Source organism: Cryocola sp. 340MFSha3.1, from assembly GCF_000383315.1.
In the GTDB taxonomy this organism is placed as follows: Bacteria; Actinomycetota; Actinomycetes; order Actinomycetales; family Microbacteriaceae; genus Leifsonia.
Genome location: NZ_KB911087.1, coordinates 1,812,853 through 1,839,260, shown reverse-complemented (window position 1 = coordinate 1,839,260; position 26,408 = coordinate 1,812,853). Strand labels below are relative to the sequence as shown.

Below are 26,408 nucleotides of genomic sequence, written 5' to 3'. Positions count from 1 at the left end.
CGTCTCCATTGATGTGCCCTCCTGACGCCGCGGCGTCCGACACGGCACGTCCAATGCCGTCCAACTGACTGGGGTACCCGATGCCGGCTCGGTCCACCGCGAGCAATCGCACCTTCCGACAAGCGATTCTCTGCGCACTCACGATGCTGGCGGTGCTGGTCGGAGTCTGGGCTCCGGCAGCGGCAGCCTCCGCCGCTCCAGCTCACGAGCCGTGCCCCGCACAGCGAGATGCTGCTTCCTGCGACGCCGACGGCGACACGGTGCCGGATACCGTCGAGCGAGTGGTCGCCGGTACTGCTACGGGAGCCACGGGGCGCGAAGACGCCGACAAGGATGGCGTCCCGGACTGGACCGAGGTGATGGCCTGCGGGACGGCGCGATGTGCATCCCCCACCACAGATAGTGCTGGCGACGGAATCCCGGACTACGCACGCATACTTACTTGCGGTTCGGCGGCGTGTTACACGGACAATACCGACAGCAATCGCAACGGGGTGCCGCGCTGGGCGAGTGTGGTGATCTGCGGAACCACGGAATGTGCAACGGGGCACGAGGACTACGACGCCGACGGCGTCTCCGATGCCATTCAGCTGGCCGCCTGCGTGAAGCCGCGGGGGGATCTGGCGTCGACGGGTCAGGCGATCGCGATCTGGCTGATCATTGCGTTCGCGGTCGGGCTGATCGTGACCGGCGTGATGCTGGCGCGGAAGCGCGCGCTGTTCGCCGCCGCCGTCCGCCCCAGTGGGATCGCGTGATGCGGTTCTCGACGCCGCGCCTCCGGTGGATGACGCGCGGGCTGATCGGGGGCGTAGCCGTCGTCGCCCTGACACTGTCCGGAACCGTCACGACCGCTGAGGCGTCGCCGGCAGAGACATCGCGTCGTGTCGCGGCAGCCACGCTCGCCGAGGTCCGTGCTGCCGCAGCCGAACAGGAGGTGCGCGTCAGAGAAGAAATCGAGGCTCCCGCACCGCAAGCTCAGGGGACCATCCGACCGGGAACCGAATCGACGGTTCAGGCCAAGGACTTGGGCGCGTCGGCCACCTTCTCCGGCAACGGTGTCGCGTCGTCGCTCACGGTGAACGTCGGCGCGGCGCCGGCCAACGCTTTGCGCGCTGCCAAGGCCGAGGCGCCCGGCGCAGGTGCGCCGGTGTCGGACCCGGTCGAAATCACCGCCGTGAACGACGCCGGCGAGCAGGTCACACAGTTCCCGGCCTCGACGGAGAACAGGCGGGGAGGTGGCGACAATGGCCCGGTCGTCTCAGACGTCATCCCCGGCATCGCCCTCGAACTGAAACCGGACCTCTCGGCCGTCAAGGCAAAAAGCCTCGATCCTTCGACCCTGCAGATCTACACCCGAGAGGGTGCGGGCGAGCCCTGGACAGCGCTGCCGTCCTACTACGACGCGAAGGCCGGTGTCGTGAAGGGTGTGTCCACGCACCTCTCGCAGTTCGTCGTGATCGGCATCCCGTTCCCGGTCCCGGCCGGTCCCGTGGTCGTGCTCGATCCGGACAACGACGAGGGACGTGCGTCGACCCCCGCGCCGCCGGTCACCGAGCTCGGGTACAACATCCGACTTGCGCAACAGGTGGCGGCACTCTTGGAGCAGGACTGCCGGGCGACGGTCACGATCACACGGCAAGACCCGAACCAGCCATTCGTCCCGCGCGAGATCCGAGCGGGGATGGCAGCTGCCGCCGATCCCGTCGCGACATTGGGGATCGGCTTCAACACCAATCAGGGAACCGCGTGGGGATCGCCCGGCGATGGGGGATCCCAGGTGTACTCCCGCGGCGGGGCGCCCGACGACGCGCTCTCCAACGCACTGGTCGGTGTGCTGCCCACCTATACCAACCGGCCCGCAAAGAGCCTTGGCAACAATGGGAACTTCCCGGGCGACGAGTTCGCGGGACTTCCCAACGCGTTCACCCACGTGGAGCCGCTGTTCCTCGACCACAACTACGACCGTCCCGTCATCAATGAAGGGATGACGGACATTGCCAACGGTGTCCTGACCGGACTCGGCGTCTACCTGGAATCGCAGGGCTTCGACTGCACGGACCCCGTGACCGGCGGCTGGCCATCCCCGCCGTCCGCGGCGGAGATCGCGCGGTGGCGCCAGCTGGGACACCAGAACCACCAGACCTATGGTGGCGAGCCGTTCTCGTTCTCCACGGGGAACCTGATCGAGGACGAGAAATTGTTCTCGCTCCGCGGCCCCGGAGGATCGGTGACCGACCTGACCCTCACGTACAACTCGCAGGACGGACGGCTGACACGCGTGGGTGCCGGCTGGTCGTTCGAATGGGGTGCACGCGCCCAACGCTTCATTGACGGCTCGGTGATGGTGGTCCGTGGCGATGGGGCGTCCTTCGTGTTCACTGCAGACGGCCATGGCGGGTATACGACGGCCGACGCCGGGGTGCACCAGACGCTGTCCGAGGTACCGGGAGGGAAACTCCGGTTGACCGATGTCTCGGGCGAATCCTGGGTCTTCGACGCCTCCAACATCGACGGCATCGGCAACCTCGTCTCATACACGGACGACCAAGGACACGTGACCACCCTGGCCTACGGGCCGGCGACGGACCCGAAGGCCTCCCAGTTCTATCCGCTCGCCTCCATCACGGGCCCGGCAGGCCAGGTCATCTCGGTCGGCTCGGACGCTCTGGGTCGGGTTACGGGTTTCACGCGCCCGGGCGGTGATCGGTGGGGACTCGCGTACGACGGCGAAGGGAACCTCGCGACGATCACCCTTCCCGACGGGCGGACGCATTCGTTCACCTACGACGGTGCCCACCAGCTGCTGACGGGGACAGACGCCACCGGAGCGCTGTACCTCAAGAACCAGTACGACAGCCAGGGACGTGTGGTCAAGCAGTGGGACGTTGAGGGCAACGTCCGAACGCTCGACTACTCCACCCAGGGTCAGACCACGTACACGGACAACCTCGGACGTGTCTCGGTGTATTTCTACGATGCCCAGTCTCGGATCACGAAGGTACAGCATCCCGACGGCACCACCGCATCGTTCCGCTTCGACGCGGACAACAACGTGACGTCGTCAACGGACGAGAACGGCGCACGCACGGCCTATACCTACGACCAGTCAGGGAACCTGACCTCGGAGACTGCACCGGATGGTGTTGTGACGAAGTACACGTACAGCGCCTCGGGCCACGTGGCAACCAAGACCGACGCCGGGGGACCGGGCGGCTCCCCGCGCACGTGGACATACGACTATGACGGTTCCGGGCGCACGGTCGCGGTGCATCAGCCGGATGCCACGATCGTGCGTTACGCCTACGACGCGGCAGGGAACCTGGTCTCCTCCGAGCAACCCTCCGGAGCAACCACGACCTATAACTATGACGCGGCGGGGCGGCCGGCGTCGCAAACCGATCCCGCCGGGGGCGTCACACGGTACTCGTACGATGCGGCCGGACGGATGCTCTCGCAGGTCGACCCCGGCGGCCACTCCACCCGCTACAGCTGGGATTCGGGCGACCGCGTCGTCACGGCGACCAACGCGGTGGGAAGTGTGTTCCGTTATGGGTGGGAACCGAACGACCACCTCGCTTCGCTGACCGATCCCACCGGAGCCGTTACGAAGTACTCGTGGGACGCGATGTTCCACCTGACCGACTCGACGAGTCCGTCAGGGGCCGTGACCACGTATGGCTACACGGCTGAGGATTCACTGTCGAAGCGGTCGGACCCCCTTGGCGGCACGGCGTCCTTCACCAGCGACGCGCGAGATCGAACGGTGAAGACCGTCGACCCGAATGGCGGGACGTGGAGCTATTCCTATGACAGCGTCGGAAACCTGACATCCGTCGTCTCTCCCGAGGGCGGAAAGACGTCTTACGCGTATGACACCCACGGCAACCTGACAGCGGAGACGAGCCCCACCGGGAGCAAGACGCGCTACAGCTACGACAGCGTCGGCCGTCTCATCAAGCAGATCGACGCGGACGGCGTCACCACCTCGTACGCCTACGACCTGATGGACCGCGTCGCCCGTATCACCGATGGTCGTGGAAAGCACACGGACCTGGCCTACGACTCCGACGGCAACCTCACCTCGGTCACAGACCGCGGCGGAGCCGTAACGGCCTACCGCTACGACGCGGTGGGCCGGGTCGTCTCCCAGACGAGCCCGTCGGGCGACGTCACCTCCTTCGGCTACGACTCCGACGGCAACGTCACCTCTGTCACGGATGCCTTGGGTCGGACCCGGTCCTACTCCTATGATGCACTCGAGCAACTCGTCGCGGCGACCGATGCAGAGGGAAGCGCGACCGCGTACGCATACGACGCCAACGGTCGCACCACTTCCGTCACCGACCCGAACGGCAACGTGACCGCTTTCACGTATGACGGTGATGGCAATCAGGTAAGCACCACGGATCCCGTCGGAGGGGTGACCCAGTATGGATGGGACGCCGCCGGTAACCAGACCTCCGTCACGGACGCGAAGGGCCACCGCACTCTCTACGGCTACGACCCGGCCGGTCAGCTGGTCAAGGTCACGGAAGGCCACAAGTCGGGAGCGAAACCCTCACCCGACACGAATGTCGTCTCGACGTACACCTACGATCGCGACGGCAACCTTGCGACGATCACCGACCCGAACGGGCACACCACTCGGTACACGTCCGACCCATCGGGACGGACGACCTCCGAAACGAACCCCGTCGGCAACACGACGAGCTGGATGTACACACCGGCAGGGCGGATTGCCAAGACCACCACTGGTACGGGGGCGACCACCGCACTTTCCTACGACAAGCGAGGTGACCTGGTCAGGCAGGACCAGGCCGGCGCTGTGGCGACTTACGAGTACGACGCGGAACAGCGTTTGATCGCGATGACCGATCCCACGGGCGTCTCCGGCTGGGTCTATGACGATGACGGCCGCGTCACCACCCAGATCGACCAGTCGGGCGGCCGACTCGCGAACGCGTACGACAAGGCGGGCCAGCTCGCGTCCATGACGCTGCCGACCGGCCAGAAGCTGACGTACACGTACGATCGGGCGGGCAAGACGACATCCCAGTCGTCGCCCTGGGGGTCACTGGCCTACGCGTGGGATCCGGCGGGCAACCTGACCGAACTGCAACGCTCGACCGGCGTCACTACGACGTACGCATACGACGGGTCGAACCGCGTCACCGATGTGCGGCACTCCACGCCGGCGGTTGTCGCCGGGACGACATCCACGCCGTCGCCGAAACCTGCTGCCTATGCTTCGGGGGACGCCACGGCTGCCAAGTGCACCACGGTCGCCGGCTACTTGTCCGCCCGGAGCGCCCCGGCGGCGGGGGAGAGCACGCTGTGCACCCACACGAACACCTATCTGAAGGGTCGGACTCTCCCAACGGCGTCCAAACCTGTACCCGACGGCGGTTCCCTCGCTTACCACTACGACTACGACGCCGACGGCAACCTCGCGGGGGCGAGCCGCACCGTCGCTCAGCCGACGCAGGAGTTCGCCCCAAAGCCCGGCTCCACCCACCCGTCGGGTACGTCGGGGCGGTCGACCGACTCGACGCCCGCCGCGAAGGCGGCACCGATATCGAACGTGACCTCCGTGACTTACGGATACGACCGGCTCGACCGGCTGGCGACGTCTCAGACGTCGTCGGCCGAGAAGAACATGTACGGCTATGACGCCGCGGGTAACCGGACATCGTGGTCTCGGTCGGGCGCGAAGGACGGGGACTTCGCGCAGACGGCGACGTTCAACGACGCCAACCAGCTGACGCAATCCGTGACCACGGGTTCTGGTCGTGGAGTCTCCGCTGGCGTCGCCTCGTATTCGTATGACGGCGCCGGGAACCGGGTGTCGCAGGCGGTAGCGGGGACGGGAACTTCATTCGCGTACAACGCGGCAGGTCAGGTGGGTGCCGTAACGCGTGAGGGCCGGTCGACAACCTATGCCTATGACGGTCTGGGGCGCCGGGCGTCGGTGACGGATCAGTCGAGGTATGGCACGTCGACCACCCGCAACAGTTACGACGGTGCCGAGCTGGTGCAAGCGAACGTGTCCGGTCAGGGGACCACAACGCTGGTCCGGGATGCTGCGGGTGCGTTGGCTGAGCATGTGACCTCCACGGGTGAGGCGACATGGGATCTGCTGGATGGGCTGGGTTCGACGGTCGCAGGTGCTCGGGCGGGTTCGGTGACCGAATTGTCTTCGTACGATGATTGGGGTGCTCAGCGTTTCGAGTCGAGCGGTTGGTCGGCTCCGGAGTCGTATACCGGTCATCCGCAGGATGTGACGCAGGGTCAGGTGCACACGTTCGCTCGCAGCTATGACCCAGCGACCGGCAGTTGGACGACCCCGGACAGTTGGCGTGGTCTGCTGACGGAGCCGGCCTCCCTGGGCCGTTACCGTTACGTGTCGAGCAACCCGGTCACGTTCCTGGACCCGGACGGTCACAAGTGCGCGCCACGTACTGGTGCCAGCGATGCGCTCCCACTCGGGTGCGGCGCACCGCCCCACAAGGCATACCAAGACGTGAAGATGCCACCCGAGCCGCCGCCCTACACTCCCGCGAAGAAGGACCCACCAACAAAGACCGCCACGGGGCCCACCTGGGAGAACGACCCTTCGTGGCGGCATGCGCTGTACGAGTCCTACTGGCCGGCAGGGATCAACTGCGACACGCAGATGAAGGTGGGTTCGTCACAGCAACAGCTCGCCATCAATGAGGCGTGCGGTAAAGCGCTCAGCCAGGCCAGTTTGTCGACACAGCCGCAATGGGTTCGCGATCTGGTGGCAGCCAACCAAGCTATTCACGACGCCGCCCTGCCCTTCGTACTGATCGGGATCACCGCTGCTGGCGGCACTGCAGGCTACAAGGGATCGTCCTCGTACATTGACATCACGAAGGGTGGTTCTGTACGAAATGTCGCTACAAGCGTGACTCGCGGCGACTTCGAGAGAAATCTCATCAACGCGGGATGGAGCAAGCGGGTCGTGGGTGGAGGACGCGCGACAATCTTCGAGAAGAACGGAGCGAAGTACAGCGTGCGTGACGAGAATTCGAGCGGATTCGAGGGGTCAACAGCAGAATTCACCCCAAGCGGATGCGACGGGAAGGCGATACTCAAGATTCGGCTCGGCGAAGGTTAGGAGGAACCGCCTAATGGGTGATAGTGCGGAGCTTGAGCGGCGCGTGCTCTCCACGATGTCCGATGTGTCACGCAGCATGATGTCTGCCGCGCCAGGCGAAGTGTACGAGCTGTCAATGGAAGGCGCAGCTCGCTTCACAAAGCTGTTTGACGCAGACCATGCCGGATTGGCTTATGTGCTCTGGATGGATGTCAGCGATCTATATGACCATCCCCGCGGAAGGCAATCCATGGATGAATGCGAGCGGATGGGACGGATGGTCGCCCGAGACTGGCTGAAGAGTGATCCGCAGACGTATGACGACGCGGCGCGGTTCTTCGAGCGCTGGTCGCGATTCCCGCGCATCCAATAGTGGATCGACGCCATAACAGATCGGCTTGGGCGTAGCCGGAAATACAACAGGCGTTGCCCACGGTTGGGGTTAGCCCTGTGCCGGCGAAAGGTAAGCAGAGAAGACACGATTGGAGCGGCCGATGAGCAATAGCCCTGAACGGAGGCAACGCTGGGAGCGGCGGGACCTTCTCCCCGGGCCCAGTGTCTTGCAGTGGTCCAGCTGGGCGCTGTGGGGTGGATGCGCTGCAGTGGTGGGCGGGGCCGGTGCGATCATCTGCGGTCTCACCGTCGTCGCGCGGACGCAAACGTTGGATCCGGTGACGCTTGCGTTCATGATGACTTTCCTCGTCGGCTGCATAGTCCTTTTCTTTTGTGTCCGGATGATGGAGCGCAAGGAAAAGCAAGAACTCGCTGCGGGTTACACGACAAGCAAGCAAGGACATTACGAAATGGAGAGACGTCACTCGCCGACGGGTATCATCGTTCGCAAGGCCGGGCAGCCAGCGCTTACCCGCGACCAAGAGGCGGCAGCGAACGCGTTGGTACGTGACTTTTTATCGTCTCGAGCACAAGGGCGATGAGTTCGCCGGAAGGCTGCGATCCTGAGCGCCACCCCTACCGAGCAAGTCGTCGGGCCAGGGAGCGTGGCGAGATGGGTTCGTCGACTGTCTCAGCATGGCGGGACGAGAGAGTTCGCTGATGATGACGGTGTTTCGATGGCTCGCCGGCTTTGCAGTAGCGGGTACGTTGACCGGTCTGCTCGTTGCCGTTGTCTTCGGCAGCGCTCAGGCTCTCTCGCAGTTCCTTGCGCTCCTTGCCGTTGTTGCGGTGCTCGTCCTCATCCGGCTCGGTCTGCGCATCAAGGCAACCCGAGCGGTCGCGCGAGCTCGAAAGCAATTGAGCCATCGCGGCATCAATACATGGGTGTGCCGTCTCGAAGAGGAGTCATTGGGTGCTCTGCCGGAACTGGCAGAGAAATTCGGCTCGCTCGTTAGTAGCGGGCAGGGCCTTCCGCCGTTCATCGTGACTTTGGGCGATCGTCACCTTTGCCTATACACGCCATACGGTGCGGGCTTCCCCGTCACGCGCGTTGATCGGTCGCACGTGTGGGCTTCCTTCGGCAGTCGCGAGGGAAGGCTAGAGCGAAGAGCCGCCATGCTGACGATCGACCCGCATAAGGCCCCTGTGCGACTTCGGGCGCTGGCTACGCGATTGCTCGTGCCATCTGGTCGGGCCACCAAGGGGCTTGCGCGCGCGGTGTCCCAAATCTGATGCAGTGCCGATTTCCGGATGTCCCAGCCGAAAGGGGAGTCGCATTGTGACTGACGCGGTAAACCTGACGGTCCTTCCGTTCGCGATCCTCGACGCCCTCGGCTGACCCGATAATGCAAAACGCCAACAGAAGAGACGCGCTATTTGGAGCGGCCGGATTCGTCGTTGGCTCACTCATTCTCGCCGGAATGGTCGCAGGAGCATTGAATACGGGGCAGGCGTCACAGCTCCAGGCTTTCGTGATCGGGGGAGTTGCGGCGCTGTTCGCTGTCTCCAGTCTTATGCTGCTCTATCGCGCCTCTGTACGGCGCCAGCTGGATCGTATCCGGGCTGCCGAGGGTTCCGAAGCCATAGCGATCCAGTTGTCATCTCGTACGCGTCGCGACCTTGAATCGTGCGGACTCGCGCCTGTTTTCACTCTCCATAACCTGGCCGTGACGATCCGGTCGAACGACATCCGACTGTGGACCGGGCTGCGGGAACCCTTCGCCTTCGGGAGTATCGAGTCGTCAAGCGTGGAGTCCATCGAGGTCGTGGGTCGTGCCCTCCGACTCACGTTGCGTTCCCAGCCGCGCGCCGCGTGCACGTTGGAGCTTGCCCCTCGGTCAGTGCATACCCCGATGCCGAAGTTCCTCACTCCGTCTGAGTTGACGGAGATCCGAGATCGGATGCTCCAGATTTCCTGACTACGTCGGGTCACGTCTCAGGACACGATTCGCGAGACAGCGTCACGATCCCGGGTCTATTTCGTCTTGGTGGAAGAGACGACCGAAAAGGAATCGCATGACGAGCAGCGAACAGTACGCACCACCTGTCCAGAAACCGGCCCCAGCCCGTCCGCGTAGCGGCTTCACCCGGATCGTCATTGGGAGCGCGGCCGGCGTGGTGGTCTTCGCTGCAGGTGCCGGGGCGTCGGGTGCGGTCGCGATGAATTCCCAGCGGACCGTGGAGAACACGTTCGTGGCGGCCAAGAAGAAGGCCGTCGCGTTGTACGAAGACGACAGGGCGGCGCAGAAGAAGCTGGCGACGAAGCAGAAGGAGGTCGAGGCGGCTCGTGGGGCGCTGACGCAGTTGCAGCGTCTGCTGGAAGGTTCGGAAGCGGTGTCCGATACCACGCGCGAACACCTCGCTGACGCCCTGGATGAGCTGACGGCCTACGACCCGAAGGCGACACCGGCCGACGCTGTTCCACGGCCTCAGCCGAAGGACGCGGCCGGAATGTGGATCGGCGATCTCTCTGCCGAGGCGCACCGCTTGGTCGAGTTCTCCCTGGATCACGAGGAGGACCACGAGGCTACCGAGCGAGCCGTGGACTACCTGGAGGAGACGCTCGCCGACGCCAAGCAGGTCGCTCAGGAGATCATCGCCGAAAGTTGGTCGGCCGGGCTGAACCTTCCCGGCGCATGATTGCGAGCGGCACTCCTCGGGAGCGTCGCCGCTGCGTCCGCTTGGTTGCAGTGCTGACCGTGGCTGGCGCTCTCGTGGCAGGCAGCGTCGGCTGCACGCCGATCGCCGAGCGCCCGGAGGCGGCCGTCCGGGCCTACCTGGACCGGATCGTGGCCGGGGACATCGAGGGGGCACTCGAGCTGGATGGAACCCGGCTGGCGGTGAGTGAGGTCCTTCTCACGAACGCGGCCTACCGCGCGGCGACCGACCGGATCACCGGCTACAGGATCATGACGACGACCATCGATGGAGACGAGGCGCAGGTCAGGGTTCGGACCGTTCAGAAGAGCGGCCGAGCGCTGACGCGGCTGACGGTGAAGCGAACGGCGGGGCGGTGGAACCTTCTTCCCGCTTCGCTCGGCTACATCGAAATCCGGCCGGGGCCCGACGGCTTGGGTCGGACGATCAGCGGGCAGCGGATCCCGGATGAGCGCGAGCTGACTCTTCACGCCTTTCCTGGCACGTACCGTCTGGAGGGCGTTTCGACCGGCGACATCACGGTGAAGAGCGCCCCGGCCGCCCTCACCGGGTTCGGCTCGCACTCTGGCCTGGTGCCGGCAGTCGCGCTGACGGCACGAGGGAAGGAGCGCGCCGTCGGAGCGGCGAAAGCCCACCTCGACGCGTGCGCCGCGCTCGGAGATGCGGCCAGAGGAGCGGAGTGCCCGTTCGAGATGGACACCAGTGAGAAATGGTGGACGACGAGCCGGTGGAACATCGAGCGAGAGCCGACGTTCACGGTCAGTGAATGGGAGCCGGAGTGCGACCCGCCGGGTCGATCGAGCTTCCGGAGCGCCGGGTGCTGGATGGTCGACTCGGACAGCGTGCCGGTCACCTTCACCGCGTCATCCCCGGCCTCATTCGACTCGACGACGGAACCGGTGGACGCCCAACTCCACGGCTGGCTTCGCGGTTTCACGGATGCCGGGGCCGGGTTCCATGCCTTTCCCACGCGTTTCCGGTAGCCGGCAGGCATGGACGACGAAGGGCGCAGGGTCCGTGACCCTGCGCCCTTCTTCCGCGCCGCTCAGCCCTGGCGGGCCTTCATGCGCGGGTTCTTCTTGTTGATGATGAACGTGCGGCCCCGGCGACGCACCACCTGAGCTCCGGGCATCGCCTTGAGCGACTTCACCGAGTTGCGTACCTTCATGACGGACCTCCCTTGTTGAAACCTATTCTCAATAACAATGGAGGATCGTCGTTTATTGCCCGGCTGCGGCTAGATCCCGAATGTGGCCAGCCAGGAATCGACCACCGGGATGTCCAGGCGCTGGTAGCCGCCGAGGTAGCGGCAGTTGTCCGTGTAGCCGTAGCTCGTCACCGCGACCAGCTGGTCGCCGAGGAACACCGGGCCGCCCGAGTCGCCGAAGCAGGTCCCGCCGGTTCCGCGGGTGTCGTTCGGATTGCCGTTGGTCTGCAGGATCTGCGGGGTCAGCTTCTGGCCCGGCATGTCCACGTAGCGCCGGATGAGGGGGTAGCTCATCGGCTGCGGCTTCTGCGGGCCGGACTCCGGCTTGCGCACCTCTGTTCCATAGCCGACTGCGGTGAAAAGCGTCTTCGACAGGTTGCTCGTCTTGATCGCGTCGAGCGTGCCCACGGGCGCGATCTGCGGGTAGCCGGATCCGAACGAGGCCACGGGCTGGTCGAGCACGATGACGCCGACGTCGTTCCAGTTCGCGGTGTCGGTGAAGTCCGAGTAGTCCGGATGCGTGTACGCGGTTCCCGAGTAGTAGCCGGCCGCGGTGATCTCGGCGGCGGTGAACCCGACGGTCGGGTCGGCGGCGACCGGGAACGGAGCGGGCGGCTGCTCGGCGATCACGGAGTCGAACGTGACGAGTGTCTTGCCCAGCGTCCCCGAGGTGCAGTGTGCGGCGGTCACGACCACCGTCGGCGACACCAGCGTCGCCGAGCACCGGAAGCGCCCGTCGGCGTCGTAGAACAGGATCAGGCCGACGTCGGGATGCTTGTTCCCGTCGGCGACTCCTCCCGTGCTGGCGACGGCGGGTGTGCCGACGGCCAGTCCGGCGAATGCGGCCAACGCGATGGCGGCGGCCAGGATTCTCTTACGCATGGATCCCCCTTTGGATCGGTAGCGGTTCAGTCCTCCGAGTATGCACATCCCCCAGGCGGGGGCCAAGGCTCGACTTCTGTGCGATGTTCGTTCGAAACCACTTCGATGAGCAGCGTCACGATCACGAGGTGGCCCACGTCTTCCTATGTGAAGGGTTCGGGCGAACGGGCCGGACCCCTTCAGGCGATGTGGCGGGGAGTACGGGAACTGTCCCGCCACATCGCCCCCACGCACCGTCGAACCGTTGATCGGGTGCGCCGCGGGCCGTTCCGCGAAAAGGCGTCACCCCCTATGCTGTTCCGGGGGAAAGGGGATTCTGATGGGCGCGATCGCAGTGCACGAGTTCGTGTCGCTGGACGGCGTGTTCGAAGATCCGAGCTGGACGTTCGAGTTCGGGTTCGATCCCGACATGGGCGAGGACATCGGCCGCATCACGCGGGCGTCGGACGTGATCCTGCTCGGCAGGCGCACGTTCGAGATGTTCGCTCCCGCGTGGTCCCCGCGCACCGCCGACGACGATCCGGGTGCGCCGTTCTTCAACGACAGCCCGAAGGGCGTCGTCAGCTCGACCCTGGACGACCAGACCGCGGAGCGCACGTGGCGCAATTCGCGGTCGCTCGGCGCGTACGACGCCGAGCGCATCCGGGCCTTCGCCGGCGAGTTCAGCGGCGGGGTGTACATCAGCGGCTCCGGCTCGCTGGTGCGGTCCCTGCTGGCCGACGGACTCGTCGACTCGCTCCATCTGTTCGTCTATCCGCTGGTCCGTGGGACGGGCGCACGCCTGTTCCCCGAGGGAAGCGCGCCCGCTAAGCTGCGGCTGCGTCACCACGACGCCTACGACAACGGCGTCCTCCACCTCCACTACACGGCCGCCTGACACCGCCCGCGTGCGACCGCCCCCATCGCGGCCGCCGGACCGGTTCTCAATTGAGGCCGCTCATCGTCCGCAATCGACGTTAGCCTCGCTCATGGCGGGGCTGCTCCGCCATCACATCCATACACAGCACACCCGGGAATCACTGTGACTCTGCTTCGTCTCTCACTCCGCTTCGTGCGCCCCTACTGGCGCGCGGTGACCGCGGTCGTGGTCCTTCAGCTGATCGCGACCATGGCCGCCCTCTACCTTCCGACCCTCAACGCCCAGATCATCGACAAGGGCGTCGTCACCGGCGACACCGACTTCATCTGGCGCACCGGCGGCATGATGCTCGTCGTCTGCTTCATCCAGGTGATCGCCGCCGTGACGGCAACCTACTTCGGGGCGCGCGCGTCGATGTCCGCGGGCAAGGACATCCGGCGCTCCTTCTACCGCAAGGTGGATGCGCTGCCGTCGCTCGACCTCGCCCGCTGGGGGATGCCGACGCTCATCACGCGCAACACGAACGATGTCCAGCAGGTGCAGATGCTCCTGCTGATGACGTTCAACTTCATGGTGTCCACCCCGATCATGTGCATCGCGGGGATCATCTTCGCGGTGCAGGTCGACGCCGGGCTCTCCTGGCTGATCTGGGTCTCGGTCGCCGTGCTGTTCATCGTCGTCGGCGTCCTCGTCTCGCTCCTGCTGCCGATGTTCCGCATCATGCAGGAGCGCATCGACGGCGTGAACGGCGTGATCCGCGAGCAGATCGTCGGCATCCGCGTCATCCGCGCCTTCGTCCGCGAGCGCTTCGAGACGAAGCGGTACGACGACGCCAACGCGGCCCTCACGCGCATCTCGGTCAAGGTCGGAAACGTCTTCGTGCTGATGTTCCCGATCATCATGCTCATCCTCAACGCGGCGACCGTCGCCGTGCTCTGGTTCGGTGGTCACCGCGTCGACGCCGGCGACATCCAGATCGGCGCGCTGACCGCCTTCCTGCAGTACCTCCTGCAGATCCTGGTCGCCGTCATGATGGGCGTGTTCATGGCCATGATGATCCCGCGCGCCATGGTCTGCGCGGAGCGCATCGAAGAGGTTCTCGGTGCGACGCCCAGCACCGCTCAGGCTCAGGCCGACGCCGACGAGGTCCCGACGAACGGCCGGGTCGAGGTGCAGGGTGTCACCTTCGGCTACCCGGGCGCCGAGAAGCCGGTGCTCAGCGACGTGACGTTCACGGCAGAGCCCGGCAAGGTGACCGCGATCGTGGGCTCCACCGGTTCCGGCAAGACCACGCTGGTCTCGGTGATCGCCAACCTGTTCACACCGCAGAGTGGACACGTCCACATCGGCGGCGTCGCTGTCGACGCGCTCACCCGCAAGCAGATCGCCGGGGTGCTCGGGCTGGTGCCGCAGCGGCCGTACCTCTTCTCCGGGACGATCGCCTCGAACCTGCGCTTCGGGCGTCCGGATGCGACCGACGAGGAGCTCTGGGAGGCGCTGCGCGTGGCCCAGGCCGAGGACTTCGTCCGAGCGAAGGAGCACGGCCTCGACGAGCGCATCTCCCAGGGCGGTACGAACGTCTCCGGCGGACAGCGCCAGCGACTGTGCATCGCCCGCGCGCTCGTCGCCCGGCCGAAGGTGTACCTCTTCGACGACTCGTTCTCGGCGCTCGACGTCGCGACCGACGCCCGCCTGCGGCGCGCGCTCGCCGAATCCATCGGGGACGCGGCGATGATCGTCGTCGCGCAGCGCGTCTCCACGATCCGCGAAGCCGACACGATCATCGTCATGGACGACGGACGGGTCGTCGGACGCGGCACCCACGACGAACTGCTGGAGACCAACGAGACGTACCGCCAGATCGTCGAGTCGCAGCTGAGCCTGGAGGTGGCCTGAGATGGCACGGACCACAGAACGCAAGAAGCGCGGCGGACGCCCCGAGGAGGGGCAGAACCCCACCGCGAAGGACATCGTCCTCGACGAGCTCGAGGAGGAATACGACTTCACGCCCACCGAAGCCGACGGCGACATGTTCGGCGGAGCACCGGCGAAGAAGGCGGAGAACTTCTGGCCGTCGTTCAAGCGGCTCATGGGACTCCTCAAGCCCGAGTGGCTCGGGATGGCCTGGGTCACCCTGCTCACGGTCGTGTCGGTCGTGCTCGTCGTCATCGCACCGAAGATCCTCGGTGACGCGACCAACGTCATCTTCAACGGCATCTACGTCACGAAGCAGGGCATCGACTTCACGGAGCTCGGGCGCCTCCTGCTCATCGTTCTCACGATGTACCTGGTCGCGTCGTTGCTGCAGTGGTGGCAGGGCTACCTGCTCAACGCCCTGGTCATGCGCGTGGTCTATGGGCTGCGCAAAGACGTGGAGTCGAAGCTCAACCGCCTCCCGCTGAGCTACTTCGACACCCGGCAGCGCGGAGACCTCATGTCCCGCGTGACCAACGACGTCGACAACATCCAGACGGCTCTGCAGCAGGCGTTCTCGCAGCTGATCCAGTCCGTGCTGATGGTCATCGGCATCGGGATCATGATGTTCATCGTGTCGTGGCAGCTCGCGCTGATCGCGCTGATCTCCATCCCGCTCTCCGGCGTGATCGCCGGTGTGATCGGCTCGCGCTCGCAGAAGCTGTTCACCGCGCAGTGGGCTTCGACCGGTTCGCTCAACGGCCACATCGAGGAGTCCTACTCCGGTCTCGACCTGGTGCGCGCCTTCGGCCGCGACGAGGTCATGCTCGGCGAGTTCGACGAGCGCAACTCCAAGCTGCACCGGGCGCAGGTCGGCGCGCAGTTCGTCTCGGGCAGCATCATGCCGGCGATGAACTTCGTCTCCTACCTCTCCTACGTGCTCATCGCGGTCGTCGGCGGCCTGATGGTCGCCGGGCGCACGCTGACCATCGGAGACGCCACCGCGTTCATCCAGTACTCCCGCGAGTTCTCGCAGCCGATCGGGCAGATCGCCGGCATGGCCAACATGCTGCAGTCGGGTGTCGCCTCGGCCGAGCGGACGTTCGAGTTCCTCGACTCGGAGGAGCAGATGCCCGAGACGCCGACGCAGCACCTCCCGGAGCGTGCGGACGGCCGTGTGGAGCTCGACGCGGTGGACTTCTCGTACGACCCCGAGACGCCGCTCATCCAAGACCTCTCGCTCAGCGTCCAGCCGGGCAGCACGGTCGCGATCGTCGGTCCGACGGGAGCGGGCAAGACCACCCTCGTCAACCTGATCATGCGGTTCTACGAGTTGAACGGCGGCACCATCCGCCTCGACGGCATCGACACAACGCACCTGTCGCGGGATGAACTCCGCGGCCAGGTCGGAATGGTGCTGCAGGATGCATGGCTCTTCTCGGGCACCATCCGCGAGAACATTCGGTATGGGCGCCTCGAAGCGACCGACGACGAGGTGATCGAGGCGGCGAAGGCCACCATGGTCGACCGCTTCGTCCGGCAGCTGCCCGACGGCTACGACACGGTGATCGACGCGGAGGGCGGCAACGTCTCGGCCGGTGAGCGCCAGCTCATCACCATCGCGCGGGCGTTCATCGCGAACCCGTCGCTGCTGATCCTCGACGAGGCCACCTCCTCGGTCGACACCCGCACAGAGCTGCTCGTCCAGCACGCGATGGCGGCGCTGCGCACCGACCGGACGTCGTTCGTCATCGCCCACCGTCTGTCCACCATCCGCGACGCGCACACCATCCTCGTGATGGAGCACGGCCGGATCGTCGAGCAGGGCAACCACGCAACGCTTCTCGAGCGGCGCGGAGCGTACTACGACCTGTACATGACGCAGTTCCGCGGCGACGACGCGGGGGCCGAGGTCGACCAGCAGGATGAGGCAGGCGTGCCCGAAGAGGTCGCCGCCCCGTAAGGGTGGCGCGCGGACCGCCTAGCGGGGTTGGGGCGGTCCGCACGCCGGACACCAGTGAACAACCACCGCGGCACCGGGTCACTCTCGTTGACACCGGTGCCGCGGCGTGCGGCTAGACGACACGGTCCATGGGCGGTGTAGCCCTACACCTTTTTGCTAGGCAAGTGAACGAGTTGCCGAGCGGGCCGGAGCGCCGTACAACGGGGACATGACGAAAGACGAGCGCGCCTCCCTGCCTCCCGGCCCCGACTTCTCTTACGGCGGGTACACGGTGAAGCTGGAGCCCGAGCACGGGCAGACCGGGCGCTGGCGCGTTGTTGACGACGAGAACTACTACGGTCTGGTCGCTGCGGCGGAGCCGCTCCGGGGTGAGCCCGAGGTCCATTTCGCGGCGCACTTCCCGGGCGAGGAGGACATCCCGCCGATGAAGATCGTGCCGCTGTGGACGCTCGCGGTGGAGTTCCTGCTGGATGCGGGCAAGGGCGAGGCGCTGTGGGGCCTCCCCGACGACCGGACGGCGCCGCATCCCATCGTCGCGGACGAGATCGCGCCACCGACCGGGCCGGTCGAGGTGCGCGAGGGTCTCCGCGCCCAGGACTCTGCGCAGTAACGACCCCGTCGCGAAGCTACGAGCGGATTGACGAAAGGCGGATCGCCGAATTCAGGTAGAGGGCGGCGATGGACAAGGAGACCACGCCGCCCGTCCATCCGATCCATCCATCGTCGAGTAGGGCCGTGGTGATGGATGCGATCGCTTGCGCCCCGAACCAGCAGCCCAGCGCATAGCCGGCGGGTGGTCGGGCCGTCATGCGCCACCAGCTGCGGGGCGCGTCCGACTCGTTCTCGCCCCGGAACAATCGCGAGAGCACGAGGACGAGAAGCAGCACGATGACGCTGCCCGCCACCACGCCCCACGCCGATTGTGTCGACAGCCCGACCGTTATTGCGGCGAGGACCGCAAGGGCATAGCCGGCGATGATCGAGATCGCTTTGGTGGAAGTGTCGCGGACTCGCATCGGATCAGCTCACGACCTTGTATTCGTAGTAGTTGCAGTACCGCACCCGTCACCCTCTTAGACGCACGAAGCCGGCGATCATGACGTCGCCTCGCCGATGCAGATGACCATTCCGGGTGACCTGCTGGCGAGAGGGCCCGAACACGCACGAAGGCCCGGAGCCGAGCGGCTCCGGGCCTTCGTCGCGTCGCGCGCGTTACGCGGTGACGCCGATCGCGAAGCTGACGGCTCCCTGGTCGTCGACCTGTGCATCGAGCACCTTGTCGTCGAGGACCTCGGCCGCCTGCGTCTCGAGGAAGATGCGGGCGCCGCCCGACTCGACCACCTGGTCCGAAGGGTCCGGCTCCGGGGTGACCGCCGCGGCGAACGCGGTGTTGTCGGGGTTGCTGCTGCTGATCCGCAGACCCGCGGAGTCGTCCGGGGACTGGTCGGTCAGCGTCTTGACGATGGTGCTGGCGTTCTCGGTGAGGGTGAGCATGTGCTCTCCTTCCTATCGATGGTCCAGGAGTCGCCTACGTTCCCGCGCACTCCGGTCGACCGCAACCGGCTCGGAGGCCATTGCCAGGGAACGCTCACGCTCTACTCGAAGGCCTTCACGAGCTCGCGGTCGAAGGCGTCCAGGTCGTCGGGCTTGCGCGACGAGACGAGGGTGAACGGGCCGTCGTCGACCACGACCTCCTCGTCGACCCAGGTCGCCCCGGCGTTGCGGTAGTCCGTCTGCAGGCTCGGCCAGCTGGTCAGTGTCCGGCCGTCCACGACGCCCGCCTCGATCAGCACCCAGCCTCCGTGGCAGATGACGGCGATGGGTTTCCCTGCGGCGGCGAAGTCCTTCACCAGCGACACGGCCTCGGGGAACGTGCGCACCTGGTCGCCGTTGGCGACACCGCCCGGAAGCACGAGGGCGTCGAACTGGTCGGCGCTCGCCGAGCCGAGGGTCACATCCACGGGGAAGGTGTCGGCCGGTGTCAGGTGGTTGAACGCCTGCACCTCGCCCTCGTCCTTCGACACGAGCTTGGGCGTGCCGCCCGCCTCGGTCACCGCCTGCCAGGGCTGCACGAGCTCGGCCTGCTCGATGCCCTCGGGGCCCACCAGGAACGCGATTGTCTTGTTGGTCAGTGCCATGTTGTTCGTCTCCTTCCGATGCCCCACCTGTACGCCGGGGGCACGGCAGAATGAACCCATGGCGAGCATCCCGCAGCTGACTCTCAACGACGGCAACACCATCCCGCAGCTGGGCTTCGGCGTGTACAAGATCCCGGAGGCCGAGACGGCGGAGGCGGTGGTGACGGCGCTGGAGGCGGGCTACCGCCACATCGACACGGCGGCGTTCTACGAGAACGAGCGCGGGGTCGGCGAGGGCGTGCGGCGCAGCGGGATCGACCGGTCGGACGTGTTCGTCACGAGCAAGGTGTGGTGGACCGAGAACGGTTACGACTCGACGCTGCGGTCGTTCGACGCCAGCCTCGAGCGACTCGGCTTCGACAGCATCGACCTGTTCCTCATCCACTGGCCCGCCCCGCGCAGCGATCGGTACGTGGACACCTGGCGGGCCCTGGAGCGGGTGCAGGAGGAGGGCCGCGCGCGGTCGATCGGAGTGGCGAACTTCCACATCCATCACCTCGACCGGCTGGCGCGCGAGACCGACACAGTGCCCGCGGTGAACCAGGTGGAGCTGCATCCCTGGCTCCCGCAGGCCGAGGTGCGCGCATATGACGCGTCCCACGGGATCGTGACGGAGGCGTGGTCCCCGCTGGCGCGCGGCCGAGTGCTCGGCGACCCCGTCCTCGACGCGCTCGCCGCGAAGCACGGAGTGACACCCGCGCAGGTGGTGATCCGGTGGCAGCTGCAGCTGGGCAACGTCGTCATCCCGAAGTCGACGTCGCCGGAGCGCATCCGGTCGAACATCGACGTCTTCGGCTTCGAACTGGATGCGGAGGACCTGGCCGCGATCGCAACGCTCGAGTCGGGGGAGCGCACGGGCAAGGACCCGGACGACCTGGGCTGAGCCGCTGCGTCCTAGTCGACTCGGGTGACCGGCTGGCGCAGGATCGTCCGCAGCTTCTCCGGCGCCGTCCTCCGGGCGTCGCTCAGGTAGATCTCATGGTGGCGGCCGGTCATGGTGAGCCCCGCCTCCGGGATGAACACGTCGTGCAGCTCCGCCAGCACGGGCGCCTCGTCGTCGTAGGAGCCGACGTGGAGGGTCTGCACACTCAGCCCTTCGTCGAGCGTCTCGACGCGCAGCTCGTCCAGGCGCGGTGCGCCGCCCTTGCTTCGCACGGTCGCCGTCGCCTCCTCGACGTGCGCGTCGGTGATCCAGTCGGGGACGAGGTTGAGCGCGGTCCAGCGCCACTGAGACTTGTCGCGGGCGCTCGTGAACGCCGCCATGTCGTCCGCCCACCACAGCGCCTCCAACGGCATGACCGTGTAGTCGCGGTCGAGGCTGCGCTTGCTGAGGAACTTCAGCGCGTAGGCGAGCGGGAAGATCGTCTGAACCGCATCGCGATACTCGTCCGAGGTGTTCGGGTCGCCGTGACCGTCCACCATCAGGTAGCGCAGCGGCGGAACGGTGACGACCTCGAAGCGCCCGCGCCGGGGAGCATAGAGCCCCAGCTCCTTCTTCAGGTCGGTCTTCACGGTCACTCGCCCGATGGATGCGCCCCGACGACATCGAGGAGCCACGCCAGCGCGAACGCCCGCTCGCGCCAGGCGGCGTACCGCCCGGAGACCCCGCCGTGGCCGGCGGCCATCTCGATCTTGAGCAGCGGGTCCGCATCCACCTCGCGCAGCTTCGCCACCCATTTCGCGGGCTCGACGTAGAGCACCCGGGTGTCGTTGAGGCTCGTGATGGCGAGGATGCGCGGGTAGTGCGTCGCGTGCACGTTCTCGAGCGGCGAGTACGACTTCATGTAGTCGTAGACCTCCGGATCGTGCAGAGGGTCGCCCCACTCGTCCCACTCGATGACGGTGAGCGGCAGGGACGGGTCGAGGATGCTGGTGAGCGGATCGACGAAAGGCACCTCGGCGAGGATCCCGGCGAAGTCGCGGGGCGCCAGGTTCGCCACGGCTCCCATGAGCAGGCCGCCGGCGCTTCCGCCCTGCGCCGCCATGCGCGACGGATCCGTCCATCCACGGTCGACGAGGTGGCGGGCGGCGGCCACGAAGTCGGTGAAGGTGTTCTTCTTGTGGAGCTTCTTGCCGTTCTCGTACCAGAGCCGGCCCAGTTCGCCGCCGCCGCGGACATGCGCGATGGCGAACACGACGCCGCGGTCGAGGAGGCTGAGGCGCGGGATGCTGAACGACGGATCCATGCTCGCCTCGTACGAGCCGTAGCCGTAGAGCACGAGCGGGGCCGGCTCACCGGGCGTGACCAGGTCGCGGCGGTAGACGAGCGAGATCGGGACGCGTGCGCCGTCCGGTGCCGTCGCCCACTCCCGGCGCTGCTCGAACAGGGAGGCGTCGAACGCCCCGAGTACCGGCTGCTGCTTGCGCAGGGCGAGCTCGCGGGTGCGGACGTCGTAGTCGTACACGGTGGAGGGCGTCACGAAGCTGCCGTAGCCGAGGCGCAGGAACGGCTGCGTCCACTCGGGGTTGCCGCCGACCCCGACGGTGAAGAGCTCCTCGTCGAAGTGCAGCTCGTGCGGGGTGTCGTCCGCCGGCTGTTCGCTGTTCGGATCGGGCACGCAGGCGACGGCGACCCGCGTCATCCCCTCGCGGCGGTACTCGACGCTGACGAAGTCGCGGAACGCATCCACGCCCTCGATGCGCACGGCCGGATCGTGCCCGAGGAGCACCCGGCGGGGTCCCTGCGGGTCGTCGGCCGAGACGCTGACGAGCTCGAAGTTGATGGCGCCGTCGTTGTGGACGATGAGGAGGCGGTCGTGGCCGCCGACGATGGCGTGTTCGACGTCGTACTCGACGCCCTCCTTCCGCGGCCAGACCACGCGGAACTCGCCGGTGGGGTCGTCGGAGCGGAGCAGCCACGCCTCGCTGGTGATGTTCGAGCCGGCCTCGATGACCAGGAAGCGCCGGCTGCGGGTCAGGCCGACGCCGATCCAGTAGCGCTCGTCCGGTTCGTGGAACACCTGGGTGTCAGGGACGGCAGGAGCATCGCCCACCCGGTGCCGCCAGACGGTGTCGGGGCGCCAGGACTCATCCACCGTCGTGTAGAAGATGTAGGCGCCGGTCTGGTCGAACAGGGCGCCGCCTGCGGTCCCCTCGATCTCATCGGGGAAGGCCACGCCGTCGTCGACGAGCGAGCGGACGCGGAGCGTGTAGCGCTCGTCGCCCTCGGTGTCGACGGCCCACAGCAGGCGCGTGCCGTCGGCGCTCACGTCGAAGCTGCCGAGCGCGTAGAAGTCGTGGCCTTCGGCCTCGGCGTTGTCGTCGAGCAGGATCTGCTCGCCCGGGAGGCCGTTACGCTGGGCCGCCTCATCGAGCGTCGGGGGAACCCAGTCGTCGGCGGAGGCGATGGGTGCCCGGCAGTGGATGCCGTACTGCTTGCCCTCGACCGTGCGGGTGTAATACCACCAGTCGCCCTCGCGGACCGGCACGCTCAGGTCGGTCTCGCGGGTGCGCGCCTTGATCTCGTCGAAGATCTGCTCGCGGAGCAGCGCGAGGTGCTCGGTGCGGGCGTTGGTGTACGCGTTCTCCTCGTGGAGATGCGCGATGACCGCCTGATCGTCCTTCTCGCGCAGCCACTCGTAATCGTCGACGTAGACGTCGCCGTGGTGGATGCGTTCGACGGGCTTCTTGGCGGTGACCGGCGGGGTGAGCATGTGCCCAGGCTATCGGGCGGCGCCCACCCCGCACGCGGTCGCGGCCGTCGCCGCGGCCATCGTCAGGGGCGCAGCAGCACCTTGCCGACGCGTCCGGCCTCGCCGCTCGCGGCGACGGCTCCGGCGATGTCGTCCAGCCCGTGGACGCCCGCGACCGGGAGGGTCAGCGTGCCGTCCTGCAGACGGGCGAACAGCTCCTGGAAGAGCCGCCCGCGCTGGTCGGCCGGCATCTCGCGGCTGACGACGCTGCCCCAGAAGCCCTTGACCGTGGCCTGCTTGAAGATGATGTCGCCGGAGGCGAGCTCGAGGGTGGGAGACGCCATCGCGCCGAACACGACCAGGGTGCCGTTCTCGGCGAGCGTGGAGAGCACATCCCCTGCCGACGAGCCGCCGACGGAGTCGACGCCCGCGCTGATCGGTGCGCCCCCGGTGATCTCGGCGAGCCGGTCGCGCCATCCCGCATCGTCGGTCGCGATGACGCGCTCGATGCCCTGGGCGCGCAGCTCCTCCACACCGGCGGACCGGCGGACGAGGCCGACGACGTTGAGTCCGCGTGCGGCGCCGAGCTGGGCGACCATCCGGCCGACGGCGCCGTTCGCGGCGTTCTGGATGAGCCAGTCGCCCTCGCTGAGGCCGAGCGACTCGAGCAGGCTGATCGCGCTGAACGGCATCGACACCAGCTGAGCGGCCGACTCGTCGGGGAGCCCATCGGGCACGGGGATGAGGCCGGCGGCCCGGGTGACGAAGTACTCGGCCCACACGCCGAACGTCCCGCCGGTGACGACCCGCTGGCCGACCGTGAGCTGCTCGACGCCCTCGCCGACCGCATCCACGACGCCGAGCGCCTCGGTGCCGGCCTGCGCGGGGAGCTCGGGCTTGAAGCCGTAGGTGCCGCGCACCGTCCACAGGTCGTGATTGTGGATGGGCGAGAGCAGCATGCGCACGCGGACCTCGCCGGCGCCCGGCTGGGGGAGGGGACGCTCTTCGACCGCGAGCACCTCGGCGGGGTCGCCGAACTCGTGGTGGACCAGGGCGCGCATCGTGGTGGCGTCTGTCACGGCTCAGTCCTCCGAAACCGTGATGGTGACGTCGATGTTGCCGCGCGTGGCGTTGGAGTAGGGGCACACGTGGTGCGCCGCGTCCGCGAGGGCCTGGGCCTGCTCGGCCTCGATCCCGGGCAGGACGACCTCGAGCAGCACGGCGAGCTGGTAGCCGCCGTCGCCGTTCGGGCCGATCTCCACACGGCCTCCGACCGACGAGCCGTCGAGCTTCACCTTCTGGCTGCGGGCGACCGCCTGCAGCGCCGAGTGGAAGCAGGCCGCGTATCCGGCGGCGAACAGCTGCTCGGGGTTGGTGCCGGCTCCCGATCCGCCCATCTCCTTGGGGACGGCGAGGTCGAGGGCGAACGAGCCGTCGCTGGTGGCGACACGGCCGTCGCGGCCGGCGCCGGTCGACAGGGCTTCTGCGGTGTAGAGGACGTTCATCAGTTCCTTTCGGAGGGTGTTCTGTTGTGCGCGGGGGCCTGCGGCTGCGCTGCAGCGTGCATGGTCTCCGTGAGCCGGTGGAGGGTGTCGATGAGGGCGCCCGCCGCCTGCTGGTCGGGCAGGCCGGTGCCTGCCGCGATCCGGGCGGGGATGTGGGCGAGCTCCGAGCGCAGCTCCCGGCCGCGATCGCCGAGCGTCACCGTCACGACGCGCTCGTCGCCCGCGCGGCGTTCGCGCCGGACGAGACCGGACTGCTCCATCCGCCGCAGCAGCGGGGACAGCGTCCCCGAGTCGAGCTGCAGGTGTTCGCCCAGCGACCCGACGGTCTGCTCGCCCTCGACCCAGAGGGTGATGAGGACGAGGTACTGCGGGTAGGTGAGCCCCCAGGGCTCGAGGAGCGTACGGTACGCCTGCGTGGTGGCACGCGTGGCGGCGTAGAGCGAGAAGCACACCATCTCATCGGTCACCGGCATGAGCTAATAGTTGCACACAATAAAGTTGTGCACAATTTAATGCGTGGCCATGGGACGCGACACGCCGTTATGCGGAGCGGATAACGGCGTGTTGCGACCCACGGAGGGTCAGGGGGCGGGGGATGCGCGCAGCGCGGCCGCGAGGGCGATGAGGGCCGCGCGGACGCGGGTGAGCTCCGGAGGGGATGCGAGGCTCGCGCGGGCGCGCTTGACCGCTGTGAGCACGTGGTCGGCGTCCTCCACTCCGCGTCGGGAGAGGTGCTCGTCCAGGGCGCCCGGCAGCTCGGCGGCGGCGTCGATGCAGTCGATCGGCAGCGCGGCGGCGGAGGTGCCCGCCCGACCGACGCCCCGGCCGGGGCGACGGAGCAGCCGACGCGCGCGGTGCGCAGGCGCCAGTTGCTCGACGCGCGCCGCGGACGCCCGCACGGCGGCGACCGCGCGGGTCCGCTCCTCCTCGTCGTCTGACGGCACCGCGATCGCCGCCCCGACCGTTGTCAGCAGCTCCGACAGCCGGCGCCGCAGGACGTCGATGCTGCGGACGGGCAGCACGAACCAGCTGGCGGCGATGCCCAGTGCGGCGCCGAGGACGATCGCCAGCATCCGCTCGGCCAGCATCCCCGTCTCGCCGGTGAGCGACGCCGTCCCGGTCAGCTGCTGAAGAAGCGTCAGGACGAGCGTCACGGTGAGTGCCCAGAAGGCGTAGCTGTACGCGCGCAGCCAGGTGCCGACGAAGAGCGCGACGAAGATGATGACGACGCCGCCGAAACCGGAGGCGTGCGGGGCGGCAGCGGTCAACGCGACGGCAGCGATCGTTCCGGCGAGGGCCCCCACCACGCGGAGGGCGCTCTTGTGCACGACGTCCCCGCGCCCCCGGTTGCCCGAGCACACCAGGAAGGCGGTCAGCACCACCCACATCGCATGCTCGGGAAAGAGCAGCCAGCCGAGGAGGAAGGCGGCGGTGAGCGCGACGGCGAGCTGGATCGCCATCCGCGTGCTCGCGGGCAGACGCGCGCGGCCCGATCCGGCCGCAGCGCCGCGGGCCGCGGACGGAGGAGGGTCGGCCGGTGCGGCCTCCTGCCGCCGCCCCGGCAGCAGGCGCAGGATCTCGCGGGCGATGGCCACCCACACGGTTGCGATCACACCGGCGAGCAGGACGAGCAGCGTCGTGATCCATCCCGGCTGGCCGGAGACGGGCGACACCGGCGCGATCAGCATCGCGGTGAACGGCAGGGCGACCAGGGCCCCCAGCCGGGAGAGGCGGGGACCGAACCGCCGGAGCCAGATCGGCACGCTCATCCCGGTGACGAAGAGCGCCGCGCCCACGGGAGGAGCGACGACGAGCAGCCATCCGACGCCTCCCGCCACGAGTCCGATGAACGGCAGCACGACGGCTGAGCGTGCGAACTCAGTCCGGGATGCGAAGGTTCGCCGACCGAGGCTGAGCGCCACGACCGTCGCCAGCACCGCGGCACTCGTCACGCCCGCGGTCGCGCCGCCCGCCAGCAGGGACCCGAGCCACCACACGCTCGCGCACGCGGCGGCGGCAGCGGCGGTGGCGACGAGCGCGGTCGTCCCGTCCGCCAGGATGGCGCCGATCTGCCGCGCGCCCACCGGCACATCCTCTCACCGCGTGGGAGGAGAAGTGGGCGGCGCGGCGGAGCCCGGCA

General features: G+C 67.4%; 23 protein-coding genes. 12 read left to right on the top strand and 11 right to left on the bottom strand.

Translation table 11 applies throughout. From position 1 onward, the window contains the following. Positions 1–260 precede the first annotated feature (260 nt). The 7 genes from H284_RS21160 (at position 261) to H284_RS0108725 (ending at position 11,151) form a co-directional block, all read left to right on the top strand. Positions 261–755, top strand: coding sequence for a hypothetical protein (locus H284_RS21160; protein WP_231371128.1), 495 nt, complete (start codon positions 261–263; stop codon positions 753–755). Beyond that, entirely contained in the window at positions 755–7,138 is a 6,384-nt protein-coding gene (locus H284_RS0108745; protein ID WP_020075948.1) for an RHS repeat-associated core domain-containing protein, read from the top strand. The genes H284_RS21160 and H284_RS0108745 overlap by 1 nt, the downstream gene beginning before the upstream one ends. 13 nt (positions 7,139–7,151) lie before the next feature. Continuing rightward, positions 7,152–7,490 carry a hypothetical protein gene (locus H284_RS0108740; protein WP_020075947.1) on the top strand — a complete coding sequence of 113 codons (339 nt, stop codon included), beginning with the start codon at positions 7,152–7,154 and terminating at the stop codon, positions 7,488–7,490. 121 nt (positions 7,491–7,611) lie between these two features. Further along, positions 7,612–8,052, top strand: a complete 441-nt coding sequence (locus tag H284_RS20875) for a hypothetical protein (protein ID WP_155885453.1) — start codon at positions 7,612–7,614, stop codon at positions 8,050–8,052. Between the two features lie 118 nt (positions 8,053–8,170). Then, entirely contained in the window at positions 8,171–8,743 is a 573-nt protein-coding gene (locus H284_RS20870; protein ID WP_231371127.1) for a hypothetical protein, read from the top strand. Positions 8,744–9,526: 783 nt separating this feature from the next. After that, positions 9,527–10,150 carry a hypothetical protein gene (locus H284_RS0108730; protein ID WP_081630384.1) on the top strand — a complete coding sequence of 208 codons (624 nt, stop codon included), beginning with the start codon at positions 9,527–9,529 and terminating at the stop codon, positions 10,148–10,150. Positions 10,151–10,209: 59 nt separating this feature from the next. Then, the gene (locus H284_RS0108725; protein ID WP_231371126.1) at positions 10,210–11,151 is read left to right on the top strand and encodes a hypothetical protein; all 942 of its coding nucleotides are present in this window, start codon (positions 10,210–10,212) and stop codon (positions 11,149–11,151) included. A gap of 62 nt (positions 11,152–11,213) precedes the next feature. On the opposite strand, the gene ykgO is transcribed toward H284_RS0108725, so the two are convergent. Both ykgO and H284_RS0108715 read right to left on the bottom strand, forming a co-directional pair. Further along, entirely contained in the window at positions 11,214–11,336 is a 123-nt protein-coding gene (ykgO, locus tag H284_RS0108720) for a type B 50S ribosomal protein L36 (protein WP_018189355.1), read from the bottom strand. Positions 11,337–11,405: 69 nt separating this feature from the next. Further along, positions 11,406–12,257: a trypsin-like serine protease gene (locus H284_RS0108715; protein WP_020075943.1), complete on the bottom strand. Its 852-nt coding sequence runs from the start codon at positions 12,255–12,257 to the stop codon at positions 11,406–11,408. A 319-nt stretch (positions 12,258–12,576) separates the two neighbouring features. Between H284_RS0108715 and H284_RS20055 the strand changes: the two genes are divergently transcribed. The 4 genes from H284_RS20055 to H284_RS0108695 all read left to right on the top strand — a co-directional run bounded on the left by H284_RS20055 (position 12,577) and on the right by H284_RS0108695 (position 17,603). Beyond that, positions 12,577–13,134 carry a dihydrofolate reductase family protein gene (locus tag H284_RS20055; RefSeq protein ID WP_020075942.1) on the top strand — a complete coding sequence of 186 codons (558 nt, stop codon included), beginning with the start codon at positions 12,577–12,579 and terminating at the stop codon, positions 13,132–13,134. 144 nt (positions 13,135–13,278) lie between these two features. Beyond that, positions 13,279–15,012, top strand: a complete 1,734-nt coding sequence (locus H284_RS0108705) for an ABC transporter ATP-binding protein (RefSeq protein WP_020075941.1) — start codon at positions 13,279–13,281, stop codon at positions 15,010–15,012. A 1-nt stretch (position 15,013) separates the two neighbouring features. Next, positions 15,014–16,993 (top strand): ABC transporter ATP-binding protein, encoded by a 1,980-nt coding sequence (locus H284_RS0108700; RefSeq protein ID WP_020075940.1) that lies wholly within the window; start codon positions 15,014–15,016, stop codon positions 16,991–16,993. 208 nt (positions 16,994–17,201) lie between these two features. Beyond that, positions 17,202–17,603 carry a hypothetical protein gene (locus tag H284_RS0108695; RefSeq protein WP_020075939.1) on the top strand — a complete coding sequence of 134 codons (402 nt, stop codon included), beginning with the start codon at positions 17,202–17,204 and terminating at the stop codon, positions 17,601–17,603. A gap of 16 nt (positions 17,604–17,619) precedes the next feature. Here the strand turns inward: H284_RS0108695 and H284_RS0108690 are convergent, their stop codons facing one another. The 3 genes from H284_RS0108690 to H284_RS0108680 all read right to left on the bottom strand — a co-directional run bounded on the left by H284_RS0108690 (position 17,620) and on the right by H284_RS0108680 (position 19,131). Next, positions 17,620–18,009 carry a hypothetical protein gene (locus H284_RS0108690; RefSeq protein ID WP_020075938.1) on the bottom strand — a complete coding sequence of 130 codons (390 nt, stop codon included), beginning with the start codon at positions 18,007–18,009 and terminating at the stop codon, positions 17,620–17,622. Between the two features lie 196 nt (positions 18,010–18,205). Next, positions 18,206–18,487: a hypothetical protein gene (locus H284_RS0108685; RefSeq protein ID WP_018189363.1), complete on the bottom strand. Its 282-nt coding sequence runs from the start codon at positions 18,485–18,487 to the stop codon at positions 18,206–18,208. 101 nt (positions 18,488–18,588) lie between these two features. After that, on the bottom strand, positions 18,589–19,131 hold the full coding sequence (locus H284_RS0108680) for a type 1 glutamine amidotransferase domain-containing protein (protein ID WP_020075937.1): 543 nt from the start codon (positions 19,129–19,131) through the stop codon (positions 18,589–18,591). A 58-nt stretch (positions 19,132–19,189) separates the two neighbouring features. Here H284_RS0108680 and H284_RS0108675 point away from each other — a divergent pair, with 58 nt between their 5' ends. Beyond that, the gene (locus H284_RS0108675; RefSeq protein WP_020075936.1) at positions 19,190–20,014 is read left to right on the top strand and encodes an aldo/keto reductase; all 825 of its coding nucleotides are present in this window, start codon (positions 19,190–19,192) and stop codon (positions 20,012–20,014) included. Between the two features lie 11 nt (positions 20,015–20,025). Here H284_RS0108675 and H284_RS0108670 read toward each other — a convergent pair whose 3' ends face one another. From H284_RS0108670 to H284_RS0108645, 6 genes are all read right to left on the bottom strand, one after another. Then, entirely contained in the window at positions 20,026–20,649 is a 624-nt protein-coding gene (locus H284_RS0108670; RefSeq protein WP_020075935.1) for a GyrI-like domain-containing protein, read from the bottom strand. Continuing rightward, positions 20,646–22,784 (bottom strand): S9 family peptidase, encoded by a 2,139-nt coding sequence (locus H284_RS0108665; RefSeq protein WP_020075934.1) that lies wholly within the window; start codon positions 22,782–22,784, stop codon positions 20,646–20,648. Before H284_RS0108665 ends, H284_RS0108670 begins: the two co-directional genes overlap by 4 nt. Positions 22,785–22,846: 62 nt before the next feature. After that, positions 22,847–23,824 (bottom strand): zinc-binding dehydrogenase, encoded by a 978-nt coding sequence (locus H284_RS0108660; RefSeq protein ID WP_029042874.1) that lies wholly within the window; start codon positions 23,822–23,824, stop codon positions 22,847–22,849. A gap of 21 nt (positions 23,825–23,845) precedes the next feature. After that, a complete protein-coding gene (locus H284_RS0108655; RefSeq protein ID WP_018189369.1) occupies positions 23,846–24,268 on the bottom strand; it encodes an organic hydroperoxide resistance protein in 423 nt (140 codons plus the stop codon). Next, on the bottom strand, positions 24,268–24,741 hold the full coding sequence (locus H284_RS0108650) for a MarR family winged helix-turn-helix transcriptional regulator (protein WP_196802416.1): 474 nt from the start codon (positions 24,739–24,741) through the stop codon (positions 24,268–24,270). Before H284_RS0108650 ends, H284_RS0108655 begins: the two co-directional genes overlap by 1 nt. A 108-nt stretch (positions 24,742–24,849) precedes the next feature. Continuing rightward, positions 24,850–26,352, bottom strand: a complete 1,503-nt coding sequence (locus H284_RS0108645; protein ID WP_029042873.1) for an FUSC family protein — start codon at positions 26,350–26,352, stop codon at positions 24,850–24,852. Positions 26,353–26,408: the final 56 nt, after the last annotated feature.

Excerpts from the sequence above, each read along its gene's own strand:
- H284_RS20870 (WP_231371127.1), top strand. The coding sequence starts at position 8,171 with ATGATGACGGTGTTTCGATGGCTCGCCGGCTTTGCAGTAGCGGGTACG.
- H284_RS0108740 (WP_020075947.1), top strand. The coding sequence starts at position 7,152 with ATGGGTGATAGTGCGGAGCTTGAGCGGCGCGTGCTCTCCACGATGTCC.
- H284_RS20875 (WP_155885453.1), top strand. The coding sequence starts at position 7,612 with ATGAGCAATAGCCCTGAACGGAGGCAACGCTGGGAGCGGCGGGACCTT.
- H284_RS0108730 (WP_081630384.1), top strand. The coding sequence starts at position 9,527 with ATGACGAGCAGCGAACAGTACGCACCACCTGTCCAGAAACCGGCCCCA.
- H284_RS0108665 (WP_020075934.1), bottom strand. The coding sequence starts at position 22,784 with ATGCTCACCCCGCCGGTCACCGCCAAGAAGCCCGTCGAACGCATCCAC.
- H284_RS0108650 (WP_196802416.1), bottom strand. The coding sequence starts at position 24,741 with ATGCCGGTGACCGATGAGATGGTGTGCTTCTCGCTCTACGCCGCCACG.
- H284_RS0108685 (WP_018189363.1), bottom strand. The coding sequence starts at position 18,487 with ATGCTCACCCTCACCGAGAACGCCAGCACCATCGTCAAGACGCTGACC.
- H284_RS0108655 (WP_018189369.1), bottom strand. The coding sequence starts at position 24,268 with ATGAACGTCCTCTACACCGCAGAAGCCCTGTCGACCGGCGCCGGCCGC.
- H284_RS0108675 (WP_020075936.1), top strand. The coding sequence starts at position 19,190 with ATGGCGAGCATCCCGCAGCTGACTCTCAACGACGGCAACACCATCCCG.
- H284_RS0108680 (WP_020075937.1), bottom strand. The coding sequence starts at position 19,131 with ATGGCACTGACCAACAAGACAATCGCGTTCCTGGTGGGCCCCGAGGGC.
- H284_RS20055 (WP_020075942.1), top strand. The coding sequence starts at position 12,577 with ATGGGCGCGATCGCAGTGCACGAGTTCGTGTCGCTGGACGGCGTGTTC.
- H284_RS0108715 (WP_020075943.1), bottom strand. The coding sequence starts at position 12,257 with ATGCGTAAGAGAATCCTGGCCGCCGCCATCGCGTTGGCCGCATTCGCC.
- ykgO (WP_018189355.1), bottom strand. The coding sequence starts at position 11,336 with ATGAAGGTACGCAACTCGGTGAAGTCGCTCAAGGCGATGCCCGGAGCT.
- H284_RS0108695 (WP_020075939.1), top strand. The coding sequence starts at position 17,202 with ATGACGAAAGACGAGCGCGCCTCCCTGCCTCCCGGCCCCGACTTCTCT.
- H284_RS0108660 (WP_029042874.1), bottom strand. The coding sequence starts at position 23,824 with ATGCGCGCCCTGGTCCACCACGAGTTCGGCGACCCCGCCGAGGTGCTC.
- H284_RS0108700 (WP_020075940.1), top strand. The coding sequence starts at position 15,014 with ATGGCACGGACCACAGAACGCAAGAAGCGCGGCGGACGCCCCGAGGAG.
- H284_RS0108690 (WP_020075938.1), bottom strand. The coding sequence starts at position 18,009 with ATGCGAGTCCGCGACACTTCCACCAAAGCGATCTCGATCATCGCCGGC.
- H284_RS0108745 (WP_020075948.1), top strand. The coding sequence starts at position 755 with ATGCGGTTCTCGACGCCGCGCCTCCGGTGGATGACGCGCGGGCTGATC.